The organism is Kordia periserrulae (assembly GCF_003054265.1).
GTDB classification, from domain to species: domain Bacteria; phylum Bacteroidota; class Bacteroidia; order Flavobacteriales; family Flavobacteriaceae; genus Kordia; species Kordia periserrulae.
On record NZ_QBKT01000002.1, the window covers coordinates 201401 to 220072 of the forward strand.

Annotated in this window: 16 protein-coding genes; 8 read left to right on the top strand and 8 right to left on the bottom strand. The window is 36.3% G+C overall.

Annotated elements, in window-relative coordinates; translation table 11 throughout:
• Nucleotides 1-41 precede the first annotated feature (41 nt).
• Together C8N46_RS04990 and C8N46_RS04995 are read right to left on the bottom strand one after the other, a co-directional pair.
• Nucleotides 42-1460 carry an L-serine ammonia-lyase gene (locus C8N46_RS04990; protein ID WP_108113776.1) on the bottom strand — a complete coding sequence of 473 codons (1419 nt, stop codon included), beginning with the start codon at nt 1458-1460 and terminating at the stop codon, nt 42-44.
• Nucleotides 1461-1559: 99 nt separating this feature from the next.
• Nucleotides 1560-2441 carry a Brp/Blh family beta-carotene 15,15'-dioxygenase gene (locus C8N46_RS04995; RefSeq protein WP_108113777.1) on the bottom strand — a complete coding sequence of 294 codons (882 nt, stop codon included), beginning with the start codon at nt 2439-2441 and terminating at the stop codon, nt 1560-1562.
• A gap of 143 nt (nt 2442-2584) precedes the next feature.
• On the opposite strand from C8N46_RS04995, the gene C8N46_RS05000 reads away from it, so the two are divergent.
• The gene (locus C8N46_RS05000; RefSeq protein ID WP_108113778.1) at nt 2585-3316 is read left to right on the top strand and encodes a bacteriorhodopsin-like; all 732 of its coding nucleotides are present in this window, start codon (nt 2585-2587) and stop codon (nt 3314-3316) included.
• Between the two features lie 277 nt (nt 3317-3593).
• On the top strand, nt 3594-5507 hold the full coding sequence (gene dnaK, locus C8N46_RS05005; protein WP_108113779.1) for a molecular chaperone DnaK: 1914 nt from the start codon (nt 3594-3596) through the stop codon (nt 5505-5507).
• A gap of 121 nt (nt 5508-5628) precedes the next feature.
• Here dnaK and recQ read toward each other — a convergent pair whose 3' ends face one another.
• Together recQ and C8N46_RS05015 are read right to left on the bottom strand one after the other, a co-directional pair.
• Entirely contained in the window at nt 5629-7737 is a 2109-nt protein-coding gene (gene recQ, locus C8N46_RS05010) for a DNA helicase RecQ (protein ID WP_108113780.1), read from the bottom strand.
• Nucleotides 7738-8058: 321 nt separating this feature from the next.
• Nucleotides 8059-8703, bottom strand: coding sequence for an alpha/beta hydrolase (locus C8N46_RS05015; protein ID WP_108113781.1), 645 nt, complete (start codon nt 8701-8703; stop codon nt 8059-8061).
• Between the two features lie 371 nt (nt 8704-9074).
• On the opposite strand from C8N46_RS05015, the gene C8N46_RS05020 reads away from it, so the two are divergent.
• From C8N46_RS05020 to C8N46_RS05040, 5 genes are all read left to right on the top strand, one after another.
• Nucleotides 9075-9494, top strand: a complete 420-nt coding sequence (locus C8N46_RS05020) for a hotdog fold thioesterase (protein ID WP_108113782.1) — start codon at nt 9075-9077, stop codon at nt 9492-9494.
• A 5-nt stretch (nt 9495-9499) separates the two neighbouring features.
• Nucleotides 9500-10591, top strand: coding sequence for a chorismate-binding protein (locus tag C8N46_RS05025; RefSeq protein ID WP_108113783.1), 1092 nt, complete (start codon nt 9500-9502; stop codon nt 10589-10591).
• A gap of 34 nt (nt 10592-10625) precedes the next feature.
• Nucleotides 10626-12374 carry a 2-succinyl-5-enolpyruvyl-6-hydroxy-3-cyclohexene-1-carboxylic-acid synthase gene (gene menD / locus C8N46_RS05030; RefSeq protein WP_108113784.1) on the top strand — a complete coding sequence of 583 codons (1749 nt, stop codon included), beginning with the start codon at nt 10626-10628 and terminating at the stop codon, nt 12372-12374.
• A gap of 94 nt (nt 12375-12468) precedes the next feature.
• On the top strand, nt 12469-12810 hold the full coding sequence (locus C8N46_RS05035) for a DUF2853 family protein (protein ID WP_108113785.1): 342 nt from the start codon (nt 12469-12471) through the stop codon (nt 12808-12810).
• Nucleotides 12811-13147: 337 nt separating this feature from the next.
• Nucleotides 13148-13978 carry a CvfB family protein gene (locus tag C8N46_RS05040; protein WP_108113786.1) on the top strand — a complete coding sequence of 277 codons (831 nt, stop codon included), beginning with the start codon at nt 13148-13150 and terminating at the stop codon, nt 13976-13978.
• A 57-nt stretch (nt 13979-14035) separates the two neighbouring features.
• Here the strand turns inward: C8N46_RS05040 and C8N46_RS20355 are convergent, their stop codons facing one another.
• The 4 genes from C8N46_RS20355 to C8N46_RS05055 all read right to left on the bottom strand — a co-directional run bounded on the left by C8N46_RS20355 (nt 14036) and on the right by C8N46_RS05055 (nt 17543).
• Nucleotides 14036-14212, bottom strand: a complete 177-nt coding sequence (locus tag C8N46_RS20355; RefSeq protein ID WP_158269081.1) for a class I lanthipeptide — start codon at nt 14210-14212, stop codon at nt 14036-14038.
• Nucleotides 14213-14332: 120 nt separating this feature from the next.
• Nucleotides 14333-15064 carry a LamG domain-containing protein gene (locus C8N46_RS05045; RefSeq protein ID WP_108113787.1) on the bottom strand — a complete coding sequence of 244 codons (732 nt, stop codon included), beginning with the start codon at nt 15062-15064 and terminating at the stop codon, nt 14333-14335.
• 67 nt (nt 15065-15131) lie between these two features.
• Entirely contained in the window at nt 15132-16391 is a 1260-nt protein-coding gene (locus C8N46_RS05050) for a hypothetical protein (protein WP_108113788.1), read from the bottom strand.
• Nucleotides 16392-16421: 30 nt separating this feature from the next.
• Nucleotides 16422-17543, bottom strand: a complete 1122-nt coding sequence (locus C8N46_RS05055; protein ID WP_108113789.1) for a C1 family peptidase — start codon at nt 17541-17543, stop codon at nt 16422-16424.
• 93 nt (nt 17544-17636) lie between these two features.
• Between C8N46_RS05055 and C8N46_RS05060 the strand changes: the two genes are divergently transcribed.
• The gene (locus C8N46_RS05060) at nt 17637-18476 is read left to right on the top strand and encodes a 1,4-dihydroxy-2-naphthoyl-CoA synthase (RefSeq protein WP_108113790.1); all 840 of its coding nucleotides are present in this window, start codon (nt 17637-17639) and stop codon (nt 18474-18476) included.
• The last annotated feature ends 196 nt before the right edge of the window (nt 18477-18672 follow it).

Below are 18672 nucleotides of genomic sequence, written 5' to 3' on the forward strand. Positions count from 1 at the left end.
TTGAATTTTTAAATCCTTGAATTGAACGAAGCGAACCAAACCTAACAATCCGCTAAATTTACGCCAATTGCCAAGCCGCCTTCGGAAGTTTCTTTATATTTAGAGTTCATATCTTTTGCAGTTTCCCACATCGTGCTAATCACTTTGTCAATAGGAACTTTGGTTTCCTTTGGGTCGGTTTCCATTGCTAATTCGGCTGCATTAATCGCTTTAATTGCGCCCATGGAATTTCGCTCAATACACGGTACTTGTACCAATCCGCCAATAGGATCGCAGGTCATTCCTAAATGATGTTCCATGGCAATTTCGGCAGCAATCATGACTTGTTCAGGTGAACCGCCGTACAATTCTGTCAACGCACCAGCCGCCATGGCTGACGAAACACCAATTTCTGCCTGACAACCGCCCATAGCAGCAGAAATTGTAGCGCCTTTTTTGAAAATACTGCCAATTTCTCCAGCAACTAATAAAAACCGTTTGATATGATGAAAATCGGCTTCATGATTTTCTATCACCAAATAATACATCAAAACCGCAGGAATCACGCCAGCACTTCCATTGGTAGGAGCCGTAACGACACGGCCTAACGACGCATTTACTTCATTCACCGCCAAGGCAAAACAACTTACCCATTTAAAAATTTGACGAAATTTGACTTCTGATTTTCGAATCGTTTCCAACCATTCTTCTGGAGAACTGTAGGGTAAATCACTTTTGAGTCGTTGGTAAATATCGTAGGCTCTGCGTTTTACATTCAATCCGCCAGGCAACACACCGTTGGTATGACAACCAATATACATACATTCCAACATTGTTTTCCACACGCGTTTCAATTCAGCGTCAATTTCTTCTGGAAAACGGAGTAAAGTTTCGTTTAACAATACAATTTCAGAAATCTTCTTTTGTTCTTTCGCACAAAAATCAAGCAAGTCCGTAGCTTTATTGATTGAATATGGAAAAATACGGATAGGATGATCGCTATCGGCATGAGTTTCGTGTTCTTTCACCACAAATCCGCCACCAATAGAGTAGAAGGTAGACGAATGCACTTTGTGATTTACAACTGCATGAAACGTGATGCCATTTGGATGAAAAGGTAAAAAATCACTATTAAAAATAATATCTTTTGCAGGCGTAAAAGGAACTTCTTTTTCCTGGTTAAAATGTAAGATACCTCGATCTGTAATCGAGTTTACAATGACGGGAATATTTTGTGTTGGAACAGTTTCTGGATCGGCTCCGTACAAACCTAACAAAACAGCCAAGTCTGTTGCGTGTCCTTTTCCTGTAAGTGACAACGAACCATACAAATCTACTTTGATGGATGTGACACCATCAAAAAGCTCCGCAGCTTTGAGTTCTTTTATCCAGCTTTCCGCCGCGCGCCAAGGACCTAAGGTATGCGAACTTGATGGTCCGACGCCGATTTTAAGCATGTCAAAAACACTAATATATTCCATACATATATTGCATTACTTTTGCGCAGTAAATATACTTGTAAAGTTTGAAAATTTGTGAATTATTAACGTTTTTTCAAACGTTTTCGTAAAATTTTGAAATTATTCTTTCATGCGCTTCATCACCCAAGTGTGCGGTGCGGTAACAGCGAATAAAATTAGAAATAAAACCGTATTAAAAAGTTGTGCATCCAACGCGTAATATGCCGTGACTAATCCCGCAATACTGACTGCCCAATATAAAAATGCTGCTTTAAAATAATTGCTGACAGAGCGTTTGTTGTGTGTACCAAACAAAAACTGTATTTGGTCCGCTATGGAAGGAATACTGTGCCAAAACACAAAATATACGGCAAATCCGAAAATTAAGGAACCTGTTTTAAACACCAAAAAAAGCACTAACAAATACAACAATTCTTTAAAATAGTTGAGTTTAACGGATATCTTTTTAACATACGCATACGCGGGAATTATTAAAAGGAAAATAGCTAAGACGATTAAGCTGTATTTTACAAGTTGCAAGCTAATTTCAGTATCCGTCAAGCTAGAAAGAATTTGATTGACATCTTCAATATTTTCATGGAATAATAACGAAAAAATAAACAATCCGTACACGGAAAATATAAAACCTCTCAACATACCAAAGTCAACTATTTTTTTCTCCAAATGCTGTTCGCCAAAATGATAGGCACTCAATAAAATAAAAGCGAGCATCGCAATAAAAGGAAAAAGCCAATAAGTAAGCATGCAAAAAAAGATGATTGACAAATATACAAAAAGCGATTTGCCAAAATGTTGTTTTCGGGTATTTCTCTTCTGTAAAATATTTAAGTCATTAGCTCCGTGAATAATTCCTAAGCTCAACACAAAAACATACGCAATGGCATCTTCAATCAATTCGCCGAACTGAATGCTAATCCAGAATAAGAAAAACGTAACAATTATCATAAAATCTTGATAATCTGACTTTAAAAGATGCTTCATATTTTCAAAAATACAAACTTTTTTAATTTTGTTTATTATTTATTTGTAAAAGTTAAACAAAAAAGTTGTATTTTTGTTTAAAGTTGTTTTTTAAAAGTTAAACAAACGAATCATTTTTTAATTAATTAATCAAATATATAGTTATGAATTATCTTCTAAGTTTACCGTTAGTAGCAGAAATTAGAACTGACGATTATGTTGGTTTTACATTTTTTGTAGGATGCATGGCAATGATGGCAGCATCCGTTTTCTTCTTCTTATCAATGAATAATTTTGATAAGAAATGGCGTACTTCAATCTTAGTTTCAGGATTGATTACCTTTATTGCGGCAGTGCATTATTGGTACATGCGCGATTATTGGGCTGCAAATGAAGCATCTCCAACTTTCTTCCGTTATGTTGACTGGATTTTAACCGTGCCGTTAATGTGTGTTGAGTTTTACTTGATTTTAAAAGTAGCTGGCGCTAAAAAATCACTCATGTGGAAATTAATCTTTTTATCGGTAATTATGTTGATTACAGGATACTTAGGAGAAGCTGTTTATCAAGATCAAGCAGCAATTTGGGGACTTATTTCTGGAATTGCATACTTTGTAATCGTATATGAAATCTGGCTCGGAAGTGCTAAAAAACTTGCTGTACAAGCTGGTGGTTATGTGTTACAAGCACACAAAACCTTGTGCTGGTTTGTATTAGTAGGATGGGCAATTTATCCAATTGGATATATGGCAGGAACTCCAGGTTGGTATGAAGGTATTTTTGATGGATTGTCAATGGATGTGATTTACAACATTGGTGATGCTGTCAACAAAATTGGTTTTGGTTTGGTAATTTATAATCTAGCTGTAAACATAGCAGCAAAAAAAGAAGCCTAAAGTTAGGTTGAATATCCATAATGTAAAAAGTCTTGAATCATTATAAGGTTCAAGGCTTTTTTTCTGCTATATCTTCACGAATATTCACTGTTTGACTGTATCTAAACTATAAATTATGACATCCTGTCACTAAATATTGCCACAATTCCGTATCAATCTGACAAAATATAACCATTTGCGTGTTGGCATAGTCATTGACTTATTACAAGCAAATTAGAAAAGCAAAAAATAAAATAAAGTATAACACAACACAATAGATAAAAGTTTAAGAAAAGTTATGAGTAAAATTATTGGAATCGATTTAGGAACTACCAACTCATGTGTTTCTGTAATGGAAGGAAACGAGCCAGTAGTAATTGCAAATGCTGAAGGAAGACGTACAACTCCTTCTGTAATTGCTTTTGTGGAAGGTGGCGAAATCAAAGTTGGTGATCCTGCAAAAAGACAAGCAGTAACAAACCCTACAAAAACGGTATATTCTATCAAGCGTTTTATGGGGAATAAATTTTCAGAATCTTCAAAAGAAGCTGGACGTGTACCTTACAAAGTAGTAAAAGGTGACAACGATACGCCAAGAGTTGACATTGACGGACGTTTATATACACCACAAGAATTATCAGCAATGATTCTTCAAAAAATGAAGAAAACAGCAGAAGAATTCTTAGGGCAAGATGTTTCGGAAGCAGTAATTACAGTTCCTGCTTATTTTAACGATGCACAGCGTCAAGCAACCAAAGAAGCTGGAGAAATTGCAGGTTTAAAAGTTAGAAGAATTATCAACGAACCTACTGCAGCAGCATTAGCGTACGGTTTAGATAAAAAAGGTCAAGACCAAAAAATTGTAGTTTTTGACTTTGGAGGTGGAACGCACGACGTTTCTATCTTAGAATTAGGAGATGGTGTTTTTGAAGTATTATCTACAGATGGAGATACGCACTTAGGTGGAGATGATGTAGATGAAAAAATCATCAACTGGTTGGCAGACGAATTCAACAAAGACGAAGGAATGGACTTGCGCAAAGACGCTATGGCATTGCAACGTTTAAAAGAAGCGGCTGAAAAAGCAAAAATTGAATTATCTAGTTCAACATCAACAGAAATCAACTTGCCATACATCACAGCAACAGCAAGCGGACCAAAGCACTTAGTTCGTACGTTGTCAAGATCAAAATTTGAGCAATTAATTGACGATTTAGTAAAAAGAACGATTGAGCCTTGCCAAACAGCATTGAAAAACGCTGGATTATCTACAGGAGATATTGACGAAATCATCTTAGTAGGTGGATCTACACGTATTCCTGCGGTTCAAGAAGCCGTTGAAAAATTCTTCGGTAAAAAACCAAGTAAAGGTGTAAACCCTGATGAAGTAGTTGCTGTTGGAGCTGCCATTCAAGGTGGAGTATTGACAGGAGATGTAAAAGACGTATTGTTATTAGACGTAACACCACTTTCTTTAGGAATTGAAACGATGGGGAATGTAATGACAAAGTTGATTGAAGCAAACACGACAATTCCAACGAAAAAGTCGCAAGTATTCTCTACGGCAGCCGACAATCAGCCATCTGTGGAAATTCACGTATTACAAGGTGAGCGTCCAATGGCAGCAGATAACAAAACAATTGGTCGTTTTCACTTAGATGGAATTCCACCTGCACAACGTGGTGTTCCTCAAATTGAAGTAACCTTTGATATTGACGCGAACGGAATCATCAATGTGTCTGCAAAAGACAAAGGAACCAACAAAGAGCAAAACATTCGTATTGAAGCTTCTTCAGGATTAACAGAAGAAGAAATCGAGAAAATGAAGCGTGAAGCGGAAGCAAATGCGGAAGCGGATAAGAAAGCAAAAGAAACGGCTGACAAGTTAAACAGCGCGGATTCTATGATTTTCCAAACTGAAAAGCAATTAAGCGAATTTGGTGATAAATTATCAGATGATAAGAAAAAACCAATCGAAGATGCTTTGGAAGAATTGAAGAAAGCGTATGAAACAAAAGACATCGCTGTGATTGACCCAGCTTTAGAGAAAATCAACGAAGCATGGAAAGTTGCTAGCGAAGAAATGTACAAAGCGCAAGCAGAAGCACAGCAAGGTGGCGCAGGTCAACCTGGACCAGATGCTTCAGCAGGAGGCGCAGAAAACAAAGACGGAGAAGATGTTCAAGACGTAGACTTCGAAGAAGTCAAGTAAGCCTGTCTTGAGCGTAGTCGAAAGATAGACTTCTAAGAAGTGAAGTAATTCATTTCCATCCAAATTAATAACACAAAAGCAGCTCAAATTGAGCTGCTTTTTTTATGGTTAAAATCGGTTGTTATGCTTCTGATTCTTTCTCCAAAATTAGCAAGCCAATTTTAATAGTATTATACGGAATCGCTTCTTGAAAATGCTCAAAATAAGGCTTCAATGTTTCAGGATGTTCTAATTGCTCTTTTGCTTTGCGAATACTTTCCAAATCGTGATTGTCAATAAACTGATGCAAATTGATGGTTTTTCCAGCGTTGTGTAATTTAAAAAGATGTGAAAAAATAGTGCTAACCGCCAAATTTCGCTGTTCTGAAATTTCTTCTATCGTCAAGCCAGATTGAAGCAACTCGTATGTTTTTTGCGTAGTATCAACTTTGCGTTTTTTCTTCTTTTTTTCTTCTGTGAAATTAATAATTTCTTTGATAAACGCATGTCCGTAATTCATCATTTTTACACGACCGACACCACTAATTCGGATAAACTCTTCGTCAGACATTGGTCGTTCCGCTTCCATTTCACGTAAAGTGGCATCACTAAAAATTTGATAAGCTGGTACATTTTCTTCATTTGCAATATCTAAGCGCAAAGCTCGTAAACGCTCAAATAATGAATTTTTAGAAGCTTTTGGTAGCTTCTTTTTCTTTTCTTCTAATACTTTTTCCGCTTCTACCAAATTCGCCAATGCAACTTTTTGTCCGTTAAATAAAACGTCTTTGGCAAAATCGGTCAATTTTAAGGTATTTCGTTCGTGAAAAGCAATTTCTAAATATCCTTGATTGATCAATTGCGTAATGTACTGTTTCCAATCGAGCCACGCGATATCTTTGGCAATTCCGTAGGTTTTTAGTGCTTGATACCCTTTGTCATAAATCGTACTATTCTGTGCGCCACGTAAAATATCAATCACCGTTCCGATAGGTTCTTGACCTTTAACACGCGCTACGGCAGATAGCGCTTTTTGCGCAATAACAGTTCCGTCAAAAAACTGCGGCGGATTCGTACAAACATCACAATTTCCACAATTTTCACTAATCAATTCGCCAAAATAACTAAGCAGAATTTTTCTACGGCAACTCAAGGCATCGGCATACTCTTTCATCCGCTCAAGTTTTGCCAATTGCACTTCCACATTTCCAGAACTTTCTGCAAATTTCTGTAACTGAATCACATCGCCGTAACTGTGAAAAAGTATTGTGTCTGATGGCAATCCGTCACGACCTGCACGACCAATTTCTTGGTAGTATCCTTCAATATTTTTAGGCAAATTATAATGAATTACCCAACGGACATTCGATTTGTCAATGCCCATTCCAAAGGCAACCGTGGCACAAATAACCTGACACGTATCGTTGATAAAATCCTCTTGAATTTTTGAGCGAAACTCATGTCCAATTCCCGCATGATACGCAACCGCATTGATGTTCGCATTTTTTAGTTTTTCAGCGACACTTTCTGTAGATTTTCTACTCAAACAATAAATAATACCACTTTCATTTGGACGATTTTCAATAAACTGAATAATTTGTTTGATGCGGTCATTAGCGGGTCGCACTTCCAAACGCAGATTCTTTCTATCAAAAGAAGCAATATGTTGTTGCGCATTCGGAATATTCAATTGATTCGCTATATCTTCACGCGTAGCTTTATCAGCAGTTGCCGTAAGTGCAATCATAGGAACCTCTGGGAAACGCTTTTTCAAATAGCCAAGATTTGTATAGGCAGGACGAAAATCGTGTCCCCAAGAAGAAATACAATGCGCTTCATCTATAGCAATCAAGCTAATTTTTTGACTGTTAAAAATATACTCCAAAAACGATAAACTTTCAGGCGCGGTGTACAACAATTTAATATCACCATGATCAATCTTTGAGAAAATTTCCTGTTGTTCTTGCTGAGTTTGACTGCTGTTTAAATATGCTGCTGCAATTCCGTTCGTCGTTAAACCGTCAACTTGATCTTTCATCAACGCAATTAAGGGAGAAATCACAATCGTAATGCCTTCCAACAAAATAGCGGGCAACTGATAACAGATAGATTTTCCACCACCTGTAGGCATAATTACCAAATTGTCATTTCCTTCAAAAACAGACGTGATAATTTCTTTTTGTAAAGGTCTAAACGTATCGTAACCAAAATATTCTTTGAGTGTTGTGGTAAGTGTAGCTGCTGCAATCATAGCTTACAAAGAAACTAAAAAAAATAGGAGTCACACAGTATTTTTTGTAAGCGTATTAAATATTTTAGGAGCGTACAACGAAAAAACAGAATATAACATTGTGTTTCGATTTCATATATACATCATAAAAAATGCATGATGTGAGCATCATGCATTTTTTCGGTTGGTTGATTGGTTATTATAGATGAAACTGAGTTACTTTAGGTTTTTTAGGATAACTTAACGGATACTCAGTGATATTTTAACAACGCTAATGTAAAAAGAAAGGAGAAAAACCAACTACGTTTTTGCCTTACTAAAGGTAGGTAGGTTCGGTATATTTTACAGTTTTTCAAGCAATTGCAAAGCTTTTCTGTCCACCCTGTGCGTGCCTTCGTATGTTTTAGAAATATAATTATCGCCAAAAAGTTGTTGCATCTTTTCGTGTTCTTGCTGCATGCGCGCTTCGGTAAGATACACATCTTGCAATCCGACAATATTAATAATTTTTGTCTTTTCAGGATGGATAAACTCAAAATCTTTATGTTCTAATTCATTGGGAATGCTTCCTGCATAGATTATCAATTTAGCACACGGAATTTGTTGTCGCGCTACCCAACGCATCGCCACCGAAACACCTTGCGAAAAACCTAACACAAAGAAATTTACATGTTCCGGAATATTTTCTGCTTGATAAACTGCGTTCAAATTTTCCATCACATTTTTAATTTCCGCTTCTGTGTTTTCTTTGGTCAACCAACTTGCACCGACATGTTTGTATTCGCCATTCAAATAATATTTAGAAGAGGCTTGCGGCGCAATGATGTAATTTTCTTCCGCATCCAACGATTCAAAATACCTGATAAAATAACGACTCAAAAAACCAATTCCGTGACATACAAACCAAACATTTTTCGTGTTTTCTGTCAATTCATTCATTGTCGAATATGTATTGGTAATTTGATAAGTAATTTCTTTTTCTTTCATGTGGGAGTAGTGTGGTGTGTGTTTTGTATTTTTGTAATTAATGATTTAATTGATTAAAATTTTATTCGAATAAGAATTTCAACTTATAGCATAAAATTTGTGTAAATGACCAAAAGTATGTTTTCTTACTTTCGTTTTCTTTGCTTGCCCAAAGAAAAGAAACAAAAGAAAGGGCACTTTTCCAGAGGTGTTTTTAGTTTTCTCTTTATGGGAGAAAACCAAAACCGCAATAATTTTTCTAAATTTTCTCCAAGGTTTCGAAAATTCTTAACGAAAAATTCTTGCTACACTGCGGAAAAGATAAAACTTTCCATGTAGAATCGAATTAAATTTTAATGATAACAATCAATAATTTTCTATAAATATATCAAATGAATTCTAAAAAAGAAGCAATACTCACACAACTCAACGCGATTGTACCCAATACCTTGTTAGAAACTTTACAAATTACGTATACTGATGTTGGAGACGATTTTTTAACTGCCAAAATGCCCGTAAATTCGAAAGTACATCAACCGCAAGGATTGTTGCACGGCGGCGCTACAGTTGCTTTGGCAGAAACGGTTGGAAGTACGGCTTCTCATTTATTTATTGATACAAAAAAATACAAAGTCAAAGGATTGGAAATTTCTGCGAATCATTTAAAAAGCAAAAGCGAAGGCGAAGTATTTGCTACGGCGCGACCAATTCATAAAGGTAGAACCACACATCTTTGGGAAATACGAGTAGTAGACGAAGATAACAAGCTGATTTCGTTGTGTAAACTAACCACAATAGTCTTAGAAAAGTAAACTGTATGTTGAACAAACTCTCGGAATATCTTCAAAAACAGTTGCCGTTTGTGGCGTACAGAAAACCCAATGCAACAAAAGTAAAGGCTGTTTTTCAACATTCAGATACCTTACATACAGTAACGGATTTTTCAGAGAGCGGATTCGTGTTTGCACCTTTTGACACGTCTCAACAAACCATTCTCATACCTTTTGATGAGGTTTTGGAAGGAGAATTGGAAACTGTTACACTTCCAAAAACGACAACCGAAGCATTGATGCCATCTGCAGAAGCGCACAAAAAACATTTACAATTAGTAGAAAAAGGCGTAGAAGTCATTCAAAACTCAGACATCCAAAAAATTGTACTATCCCGAAAGGAAGAAATAGAATCACAACAACATCCATTGGTTATTTTTGAACGCTTACGCGAGAACTATCCAACGGCGTTTGTGTATTTGTGGTACCATCCGGAAGTAGGAATGTGGGCTGGCGCAACACCTGAAACATTGGTTAGTGCCAACGGAAATACTATCAAAACGATGTCTTTGGCAGGAACCCGAAAGTTTGAAGAAAACGCTGCAATTTCTTGGAATCAAAAAGAAATTGAGGAGCAGCAAATTGTCACCGATTATATTGCAGCGCAATTGAAAAAATTCATTACAAACGTTACGGTCAGTGAGGCGACTCCGCACCGAGCAGGAAGTTTGGTGCATTTATGTTCTATGATTTCTGGCCGCATGAATTCCGAGTTTACTATTGGCGATATCATTACCGCATTGCATCCGACGCCAGCTATTTGTGGATTTCCAACGGAGAAAGCGAAAGCATTTATTTTACAGGAAGAAAAGTACAATCGCGCTTTTTATACAGGTTTTTTGGGTGAATTGAATGTAAAAGAGGAAACTTCGCGAAATCGCAATCGTAAAAACCAAGAAAATAGTGCGTACAGAACCGTTCGGAGTCATTCTGAATTGTACGTAAATCTGCGTTGCATGGAGTTAACGGACACCAAAAGAATACTCTACATTGGAGGTGGAATTACCAAAGATTCTAATCCTGAATCGGAATGGCAAGAAACCGTAGCGAAATCGCAAATAATGAAACGAGTATTGTAAAAAATACATTGAAAACCGTATTTTTGTATCTCGAATGAAATACTCAAAAATCCCACTTGCACAAACCCTAGTTTCGCTTTGTATTGCCAAAGGAATCAATCATGTAGTGATTTCCCCAGGTTCGCGAAATGCACCGTTAACGCTAAGTTTTTCCGAACAAGAAAACATACACGCCTACAGCATTGTTGATGAACGTTGCGCGGCTTTTGTCGCGTTGGGAATGGCGCAACAATTGGGCAAACCTGTCGCAGTGATTTGCACGTCGGGTTCAGCCATGTTGAATTATTATCCCGCAATTGCGGAAGCGTATTATAGCAATATTCCTGTAGTAGTGATTTCGGCAGACAGACCTGAATATTTGATTGATGTTGGTGACGGACAAACGATTCGCCAAAAACATGTGTTTAAAAATCACATCAATTACGAAGCAAATCTAAAACAAGATATTACGCATAAATCGACCATTTTAGCAGAAACGCACCAATTATCTGCGGAAATGGAGCGTGAATTACAACAAAAAATTCAAGCATACAACGAAAAAGAAATCAATATTGCGTTGAATACTGCGGTTGAAAAAAACGGTCCCGTACACATCAACGCGCCTTTTGATGAGCCTTTGTACACTATGTTGGATGCGCCCACAGTGTTTCCTGAAGTGCAACCGTTGGTACTTGATGAACATATTGAACACGATAACATTGCGAAAGCGGCTGCTATTTGGAGTACATCTACGCGAAAAATGGTGCTAGTAGGAACTTTGCCACCACATACAATTTCTAAAAAGTATTGGGAAATGCTGGCAAACGATCCGTCGGTGATTGTATTTACAGAAACAACGTCTAATTTGCGCGATGAAAAATTCTTCAATAAAATCGATCAAATTATTTTGCCGATTGAGAAGAATGAAGAAATGTTGGAAGAATTTCAGCCTGAAATTTTAATCACGCTTGGTGGCATGATTGTTTCTAAAAAAATTAAGGCCATTCTGCGAAAGCGACAACCGAAACATCATTGGCACATTCATGAAAATCGCGTGTTTGATACGTTTTTTTGTTTGGAACATTTCTTTCAGATGAATCCGAATCACTTTTTTGAGTTGTTTTTTGAACACACCACACCGATTGAAAGTTCCTATAAAGCCTTTTGGAATTCGGTAAAGAAGGATAGAGAAGCAAAACACGATATATATCTCAACCAAATTGAGTTTACAGATTTAAAAGCTTTTGAAGCGATTTTAGGAACGTTGCCATCCAATATTATTCTGCATTTGGGAAACAGCTCTACCGTGCGTTATGCGCAATTGTTTGAGATAGATTCGAGTATTGAATTGTTTTGCAATAGAGGAACCAGCGGCATTGACGGAAGTACGTCTACCGCGATTGGAACTGCAATGGTTGCTCAAAAACAAACGGTTATCATTACAGGCGATTTGAGTTTCTTTTACGATAGCAATGCGTTGTGGAATAACTATATTCCGAAGAATTTTAGAATTATTTTGGTGAATAATAATGGCGGTGGAATTTTCAGAATTCTTCCCGGAAATAAAAATACAGCAAACTTTGATACGTATTTTGAAACCATTCATCCGCATACAGCAAAGCAATTGGCGGAGATGTATCATTTTGAATACCTAACAGCTTCTGATACAGCCTCGCTTCAAACTGTTTTAAAAACCTTCTACGATGAAAGCGAACAACCGAAACTTTTGGAAGTTTTCACACCAAGAACGGCAAACGATGTGACGTTAATCGATTATTTTAAGTTTTTCAACGAAAAAAAATAAGGAGTTTCCTCTCAAAAGTAAAAATACTTGATAACAATTTATTTTTGTAAGAAGATATTATTAATCAAGTTTTTACAATTTAAATTATATAATTATGAGCAAGAGAGACGAGCTAATCACAAAGTACGCGGCAGATTTAAAAGACAAATGTGGTGTAACGCCAAATATGGATTTGTTAACAAAAGTTACGATTGGTTGTGGACCTGCAATTTACAACAAAGATGCTGCAACAGTTTCAGGTTCAGATGAATCGGAATTGGCTACTGTAAAAAACAATTTCTTAATTAAAAAATTAGGACTTGCTGACAACGCAGATTTAGACAAGGCTATTGATGCAGTTATGGAACAATACGGTCGCTCAAACAGAACAAAATATAGAGCTGTAGTATATTATTTATTAACAGTTCATTTCGGAAAAGAAGCAATCTACAATTAATCAGATTGTAATTTAACGTGGGTTCGATATAAATATTTTATTATGTATCTGATTACTAATAGATTATGCTCAATGTCAAATCGAGCATTATCGTAGATACCGAGCGAAGCTACCGAGATTCCTTTGAAATTATCAATTCTTAGCTGTTCTCGACTGCGCTCGAACTGACAATTAGTTATTTATCAGTGAATTATGAATTGCATAGTGATTTCTTAAGTCGATTCACATTAATTCAATACTATTATATATCCCTTTTGAAAGCACCATCTTTATCACGATGGTGTTTTTTTATGGAAAAACCTAAGATATAACGTACCTTTGACCGAAATTTTAGTACATGATTCATTTAGGACAACACAATACATTAGAGATTTTGCGCGAAACGCCTCCAGGACTTTTTTTAGGCGATGAGGAAGGGAATGAAATTTTGTTGCCCAACAAGTACGTGCCTGAAACGTTTGAAATAGGAGACAAAATCACTGTTTTTGCCTATTTGGACAGTCATGAACGACCTGTAACAACTACTTTAAAACCGTACACCAAAGTCAATGAATTTGCGTTATTACGTGTTACAGCATTGAGCGATTATGGAGCTTTTTTAGATTGGGGATTGGAGAAAGATTTGTTTGTTCCGTTTAAAGAGCAAGCACGTGAAATGCAAGAAGGAAAATGGTATGTAGTGTATTGTTATTTGGATGAAGAAACCAATAGATTAGTAGCTTCTAGTAAGACGAATAAGTTTTTGAGTAACGAAGAATTGACCATAGAAAGATTTGATGAGGTCGATTTGATGGTTTCGCGTTTTACGGAATTGGGTGTTGAAATGATTGTCAATCAACAACACAAAGGTTTGGTATATAACGATGAAATTTTTAGAGAATTGAAGCTAGGAGAGAAGCTGAAAGGCGTCGTGAAAAAGATTAGAGAAGACAACAAAATTGATCTTTCGTTGCAACAAATCGGGTTTAAAAATATCGAACCATCAGCACAAATTGTGTTGGATGCGTTACAACAAAACGGTGGAACTTTACCATTACACGATAAAAGCAATCCAGAAGAAATTAAAAAACGCTTAAACATGAGCAAAAAAAGCTTTAAAAAAGCCATTGGAAGCTTGTACAAGCAACAGCAAATCACCATCAAACCGGATGGAATTGAACTGAAGTAGTTTATATTTTTTTGTCAATAATACAAAAGGCGCGTAGCAAAACGCGCCTTTCTTTTTTTAACATGCAATTACGGAGCAATATGATGTAAAGCCGCCGCTGCCTTCTGATGGTTCGCACACATCACTTTCGCAATAACGATAGGTTTTTGGTGGTTTTCCTCCAGAAACTTGATTCAAATTTCCAATTACATGTTTACTAAAAGTTAACTTGTTTAATTGCTTTTGCTTTTTCATAATAGATTTATTTATGATTAATACTGATGTAAAATTAATCAAGTAAATCACTGGTAAAAAGCATGTTAGTCTTTGGTTTATAAATCAAAGGTATGTGGTTTATGAACCAAAGGCTCAAAATTATTGTTCATATAAGTAAGAAACAAATTTTGTAGATTTCGCTTTGCTGTAAATTCGGATATCGTCAATACTTCCGCTAAACGGACGTTTTCCATCACCATTATTTCCAATCAACAAAGGCAAGGTTGAGGTGGCAATATCTCCTTTAATGTATTTCATCAATGCAGGTTTACCATTAATGTATAAATACATGGTTTCGTCTTTCAGCGTACACGTAATCATATACCACGTATCTTTTTCATAATCAAATTTGCGCAATTCGTGCATAATTCCGTACGGCGCAATGGTAAAAATAATATCGTTAGTTACCACTTCTTCGTCTTCAAAAGGCGCATATCCAATGGAAATTCCGTACGCAGCTATGTTTTTTGAAGCATCTGCACTATTTTTATATAAAACCTGTTGCAAATGTGCAGCATCGGTTTTTAGCCATACATTAATGGTAAACTCGTCGGTAAAATTCAAGTGTTCATTTGCAGGAATGCGAAGATGATCGTCAGTACCATCAAATTTATACGCAAAATTTGCATTCCCAAAACGGTCAAAAGTAGTGCGAGCACCTACGTTTTGCGCGTTGACTCTGTACGGACTCAAATCATTCGTATTTCCGTCAAGTGGATAATAGGCAACTAGACTTTCATTCAAGTCAAATTGCGGATCGTCTTCTTCAATACTACAACTACTAAGAGCAAAAATGATAGCTATACAGCTATAAAGAAACTTGGGTTTCATGTGGAATCGGTTTTTGTTGATGCATGTTTTACAATTCACAAAACCACAATAATGATACCAAAATTAACTATTCAAGTGTGTATTTTAATTCGGGAAATCTTTTATAGATATTTTCTTCAATTAATGGCGGCGGCGGTGGCAGTTGTGTATTCTTAATTTCTTCCGTAAATGGATGCTCGTATTCTGTTTGTTTAGAAAGTGCATAAGTAATGACTTTAATTTGAGCATTCATTTTCTTGAAATATTCGTAAAGATCAAAATAATGATAATCATGTAAGTCAGGTAAAATGCTATTTTTTTTCATGAAAGTGATGGACGTATTTTCTATGTCCCGTCGTTCATATATAAAGAAAGTCAATTGATAAAACTCATCTAAAATGTTCAATAGCTCTGTCGCTTCCGCAGATGAAGAAGCTACCTTTTTCAATTGTACATATACATCAATAGGTTCAGGATAATATTGAACACCATAGCCTTCAAATTCTGCAGATTTAAAATTATGAATGAGAATTTTCTGTAGAATTATGTCTTTCAGAGTTACCTTTTTATTGGTTTCAAATTGTTGTTTGGTGTCAAGTAACAACTTCTGTAATTTTCCGTTGGATATAGATTTCAGCGTTAATATTATTTCATCTGAATATGTGATTCCATATTCTTTTTCAGCAATTTCAAATTGAGTTCGCTCGTAAAACAATTCTTCTTGGTACATGTTTTCATAAACTGTTTCTGCGTATCTAAAATTGGAAGGATTCACAAAACTAAAGCTAATAACACAAAAAAGACAAATTCCAAAAGCGTATAATTTCCACTTCCAAACCTTAAAAAATCGAGCCACTTCTGTCCATGCCGTTAAGAACAAATAAATAGGAATACAGAAAAACACATAGCTATAAAACATGTAAACAGCCGTGCCGATTAAAACTTGACTTACCGCAGTATCTCTCAAAAAGGCAACAATCATATACCAACATAGAAATTCTATAAAGAGTGAGTAATTTACAATACGAAGCGAAATTTGTCTACGTGTTTTATAAAAGTGAAACGTCGGCTGAGAAAACCAATATCGAATCATCGTATGATTTCCTATAGCAATTGCGAGTGCAATTAAAAATATATGTTCAAAATATAATGCTTCTTTAGTTTGAAAAGGAATATCATACAACATTCCAACTCTCAAAACATTCACAATTTCAAGAAAAAAGAAAATAAAACTATATAAAATAAACGCTTGCAACAACCCCAAACCGATACCAATCCAAAATCGTATTTTTCCAACGGTTTGAATAGTTAAGTGTTTTTTAAGCTGTATTCTTTTTTGTGACTTCATACGATATCAGTACAAAGAATCGTGAAAAAGTTACAACCCTAACTTAACTCGCAACGCTTTTGGCAATGCGTCTTTATGCACCATTACAGAAATCGTTTTGAGTTTGAAAAAAGCTTCACTCATGTGTACATGTCCGTCATTTGGAATACGCTCTGTGTTGCTTCCCCACGAATTTTTTACACGAAAATATTCATTACCATTCTGATCTTTTGCCATGCCTGTAATATGCATTAAATGATCGTCTGTTGTGGTATAATTTTCAAATTCTTGTTGACGAAAAGCAGCTGTAATATTTTTTTCTTTCCGAATTTCCGCTGAAAAATCTTTTCTACTGTTCACGTTTTCTTCGGGAATGGTTGCGACAGCATATTTTGCCGAAAAAGTTGCTTCCGAAACATCGCAATCCAATTCAACCGTATAGCCCGTTTTTAAAGCATTTTTAGTCGCTGCGACCAATTCGTCTAACGTAACATTATAAAAACTTCCGTTAGAAAAATTATCAGGAATATTTAAAATAAACGAAGTATAATACGGTTGATGCGTAAACGAAGTCAGCGTCACATAATCGTCGGGATTGACTTTCGTCATCTCCAAAAACGATTGCGGCGTATAGGTTTTTCCTTCATACGTAAACGATTCAGGACGTTTTCCTAAATACACATCCAACACATTTTCAATCGCTGGTTTCCAGTTTGATGATAATTTTCCTCCAGGATTTTGAATATACACATCCAACATGGCTTTCAATACAGATACCATTTCTGCATGATTGTGTCTTTCTTGCAACGCCTTCAAACCAGAATACGCACTATTAGGAACCAATCCGTGCGACTTTACAGAATTCATCACATCGTGCGCCAATCCGCCTTCGCTAAATTGTGCTTTTCCTTGTCGCATCACGTAATTCCACGCTTTTTTTGGATACGTATTTCGTACCGTAAACATTTCCGAAATATCAATCTGTTTTCCTGTTAAGCGAATAATTTCAGATTCCAAAAAAGAAGATGCCGAAAAACTCCAGCAAGTTCCCGTATTTCCTTGACTGATAACTGGAGTTGCTTCCAAATCAATCGTAGTGGTAAACTCATAATCTTGAGCAGAAATTGTCAATGAGAAACAGGCTAAAAACGCGGATAAAAGTATTTTTTTCATAAAAAAAGGAAGTGTTTACAAACAAGAATTTGAACCTCGAAATTCTTGAAAACTGTACAAAATGAATTATTTTTACGCAAAATACTAAAAACTATGAGTAAACCAAACTGGAAAACGGTAAAAGAATACGACGATATCACCTATAGAAAAGCAGATGGCGTGGCGCGAATTGCCTTTAACAGACCTGATGTGAGAAACGCATTTCGTCCACACACGACAAGCGAATTGTTAGATGCTTTTAAAGATGCGCATGAAGATGTCAATATCGGCGTTGTTTTATTGTCTGCTGAAGGACCATCATCTAAAGATGGCGTGTATTCTTTTTGTAGTGGCGGCGACCAGAAAGCACGCGGACATCAAGGATATGTTGGACAAGATGGCTACCATAGATTGAATATTTTAGAAGTGCAACGCTTAATTCGTTTTATGCCAAAAGCAGTCATTGCGGTCGTTCCAGGTTGGGCAGTTGGTGGCGGACATAGTTTGCACGTGGTGTGCGATTTGACCTTGGCAAGCAAAGAACACGCAATTTTTAAACAAACCGACGCAGATGTGACTAGTTTTGATGCAGGTTATGGTTCGGCGTATTTGGCAAAAATGGTGGGACAGAAAAAAGCGCGTGAAATTTTCTTTTTAGGAAGAAACTACTCAGCACAAGAAGCCTATGAAATGGGCATGGTCAATGCGGTAATTCCACACGATGAATTGGAAGATACCGCTTTTGAATGGGCGCAGGAAATCTTGGCGAAATCACCAACATCTATCAAAATGTTAAAATTTGCGATGAATTTAACCGACGACGGAATGGTTGGGCAGCAAGTTTTTGCAGGAGAAGCAACACGTTTAGCCTACATGACTGACGAAGCCAAAGAAGGACGCGATGCGTTCCTAGAAAAACGCAAGCCAAACTTTGAGAAAAAGTGGATACCGTAAGCTAGTTGTTTGTTGTTGGTTGCTAGTTGGTGGTGAAAAAACTTTTACATTTTGAGTTTAACATTTTAAATTTCGTTATTCGTCACTTTTAACTTTTAACTCGTCACTTTTTAACTTGGCTGTTGGTTGCTGGTTTTTCGTAAATCGTAAATCACAAATCGTAAATCACAAATCGTAAATCACAAATCGTAAATCG

Coding starts and splice junctions, on each gene's coding strand:
- C8N46_RS04990 (WP_108113776.1), bottom strand. CDS start 1,460: ATGGAATATATTAGTGTTTTTGACATGCTTAAAATCGGCGTCGGACCA.
- C8N46_RS04995 (WP_108113777.1), bottom strand. CDS start 2,441: ATGAAGCATCTTTTAAAGTCAGATTATCAAGATTTTATGATAATTGTT.
- C8N46_RS05000 (WP_108113778.1), top strand. CDS start 2,585: ATGAATTATCTTCTAAGTTTACCGTTAGTAGCAGAAATTAGAACTGAC.
- dnaK (WP_108113779.1), top strand. CDS start 3,594: ATGAGTAAAATTATTGGAATCGATTTAGGAACTACCAACTCATGTGTT.
- recQ (WP_108113780.1), bottom strand. CDS start 7,737: ATGATTGCAGCAGCTACACTTACCACAACACTCAAAGAATATTTTGGT.
- C8N46_RS05015 (WP_108113781.1), bottom strand. CDS start 8,703: ATGAAAGAAAAAGAAATTACTTATCAAATTACCAATACATATTCGACA.
- C8N46_RS05020 (WP_108113782.1), top strand. CDS start 9,075: ATGAATTCTAAAAAAGAAGCAATACTCACACAACTCAACGCGATTGTA.
- C8N46_RS05025 (WP_108113783.1), top strand. CDS start 9,500: ATGTTGAACAAACTCTCGGAATATCTTCAAAAACAGTTGCCGTTTGTG.
- menD (WP_108113784.1), top strand. CDS start 10,626: ATGAAATACTCAAAAATCCCACTTGCACAAACCCTAGTTTCGCTTTGT.
- C8N46_RS05035 (WP_108113785.1), top strand. CDS start 12,469: ATGAGCAAGAGAGACGAGCTAATCACAAAGTACGCGGCAGATTTAAAA.
- C8N46_RS05040 (WP_108113786.1), top strand. CDS start 13,148: ATGATTCATTTAGGACAACACAATACATTAGAGATTTTGCGCGAAACG.
- C8N46_RS20355 (WP_158269081.1), bottom strand. CDS start 14,212: ATGAAAAAGCAAAAGCAATTAAACAAGTTAACTTTTAGTAAACATGTA.
- C8N46_RS05045 (WP_108113787.1), bottom strand. CDS start 15,064: ATGAAACCCAAGTTTCTTTATAGCTGTATAGCTATCATTTTTGCTCTT.
- C8N46_RS05050 (WP_108113788.1), bottom strand. CDS start 16,391: ATGAAGTCACAAAAAAGAATACAGCTTAAAAAACACTTAACTATTCAA.
- C8N46_RS05055 (WP_108113789.1), bottom strand. CDS start 17,543: ATGAAAAAAATACTTTTATCCGCGTTTTTAGCCTGTTTCTCATTGACA.
- C8N46_RS05060 (WP_108113790.1), top strand. CDS start 17,637: ATGAGTAAACCAAACTGGAAAACGGTAAAAGAATACGACGATATCACC.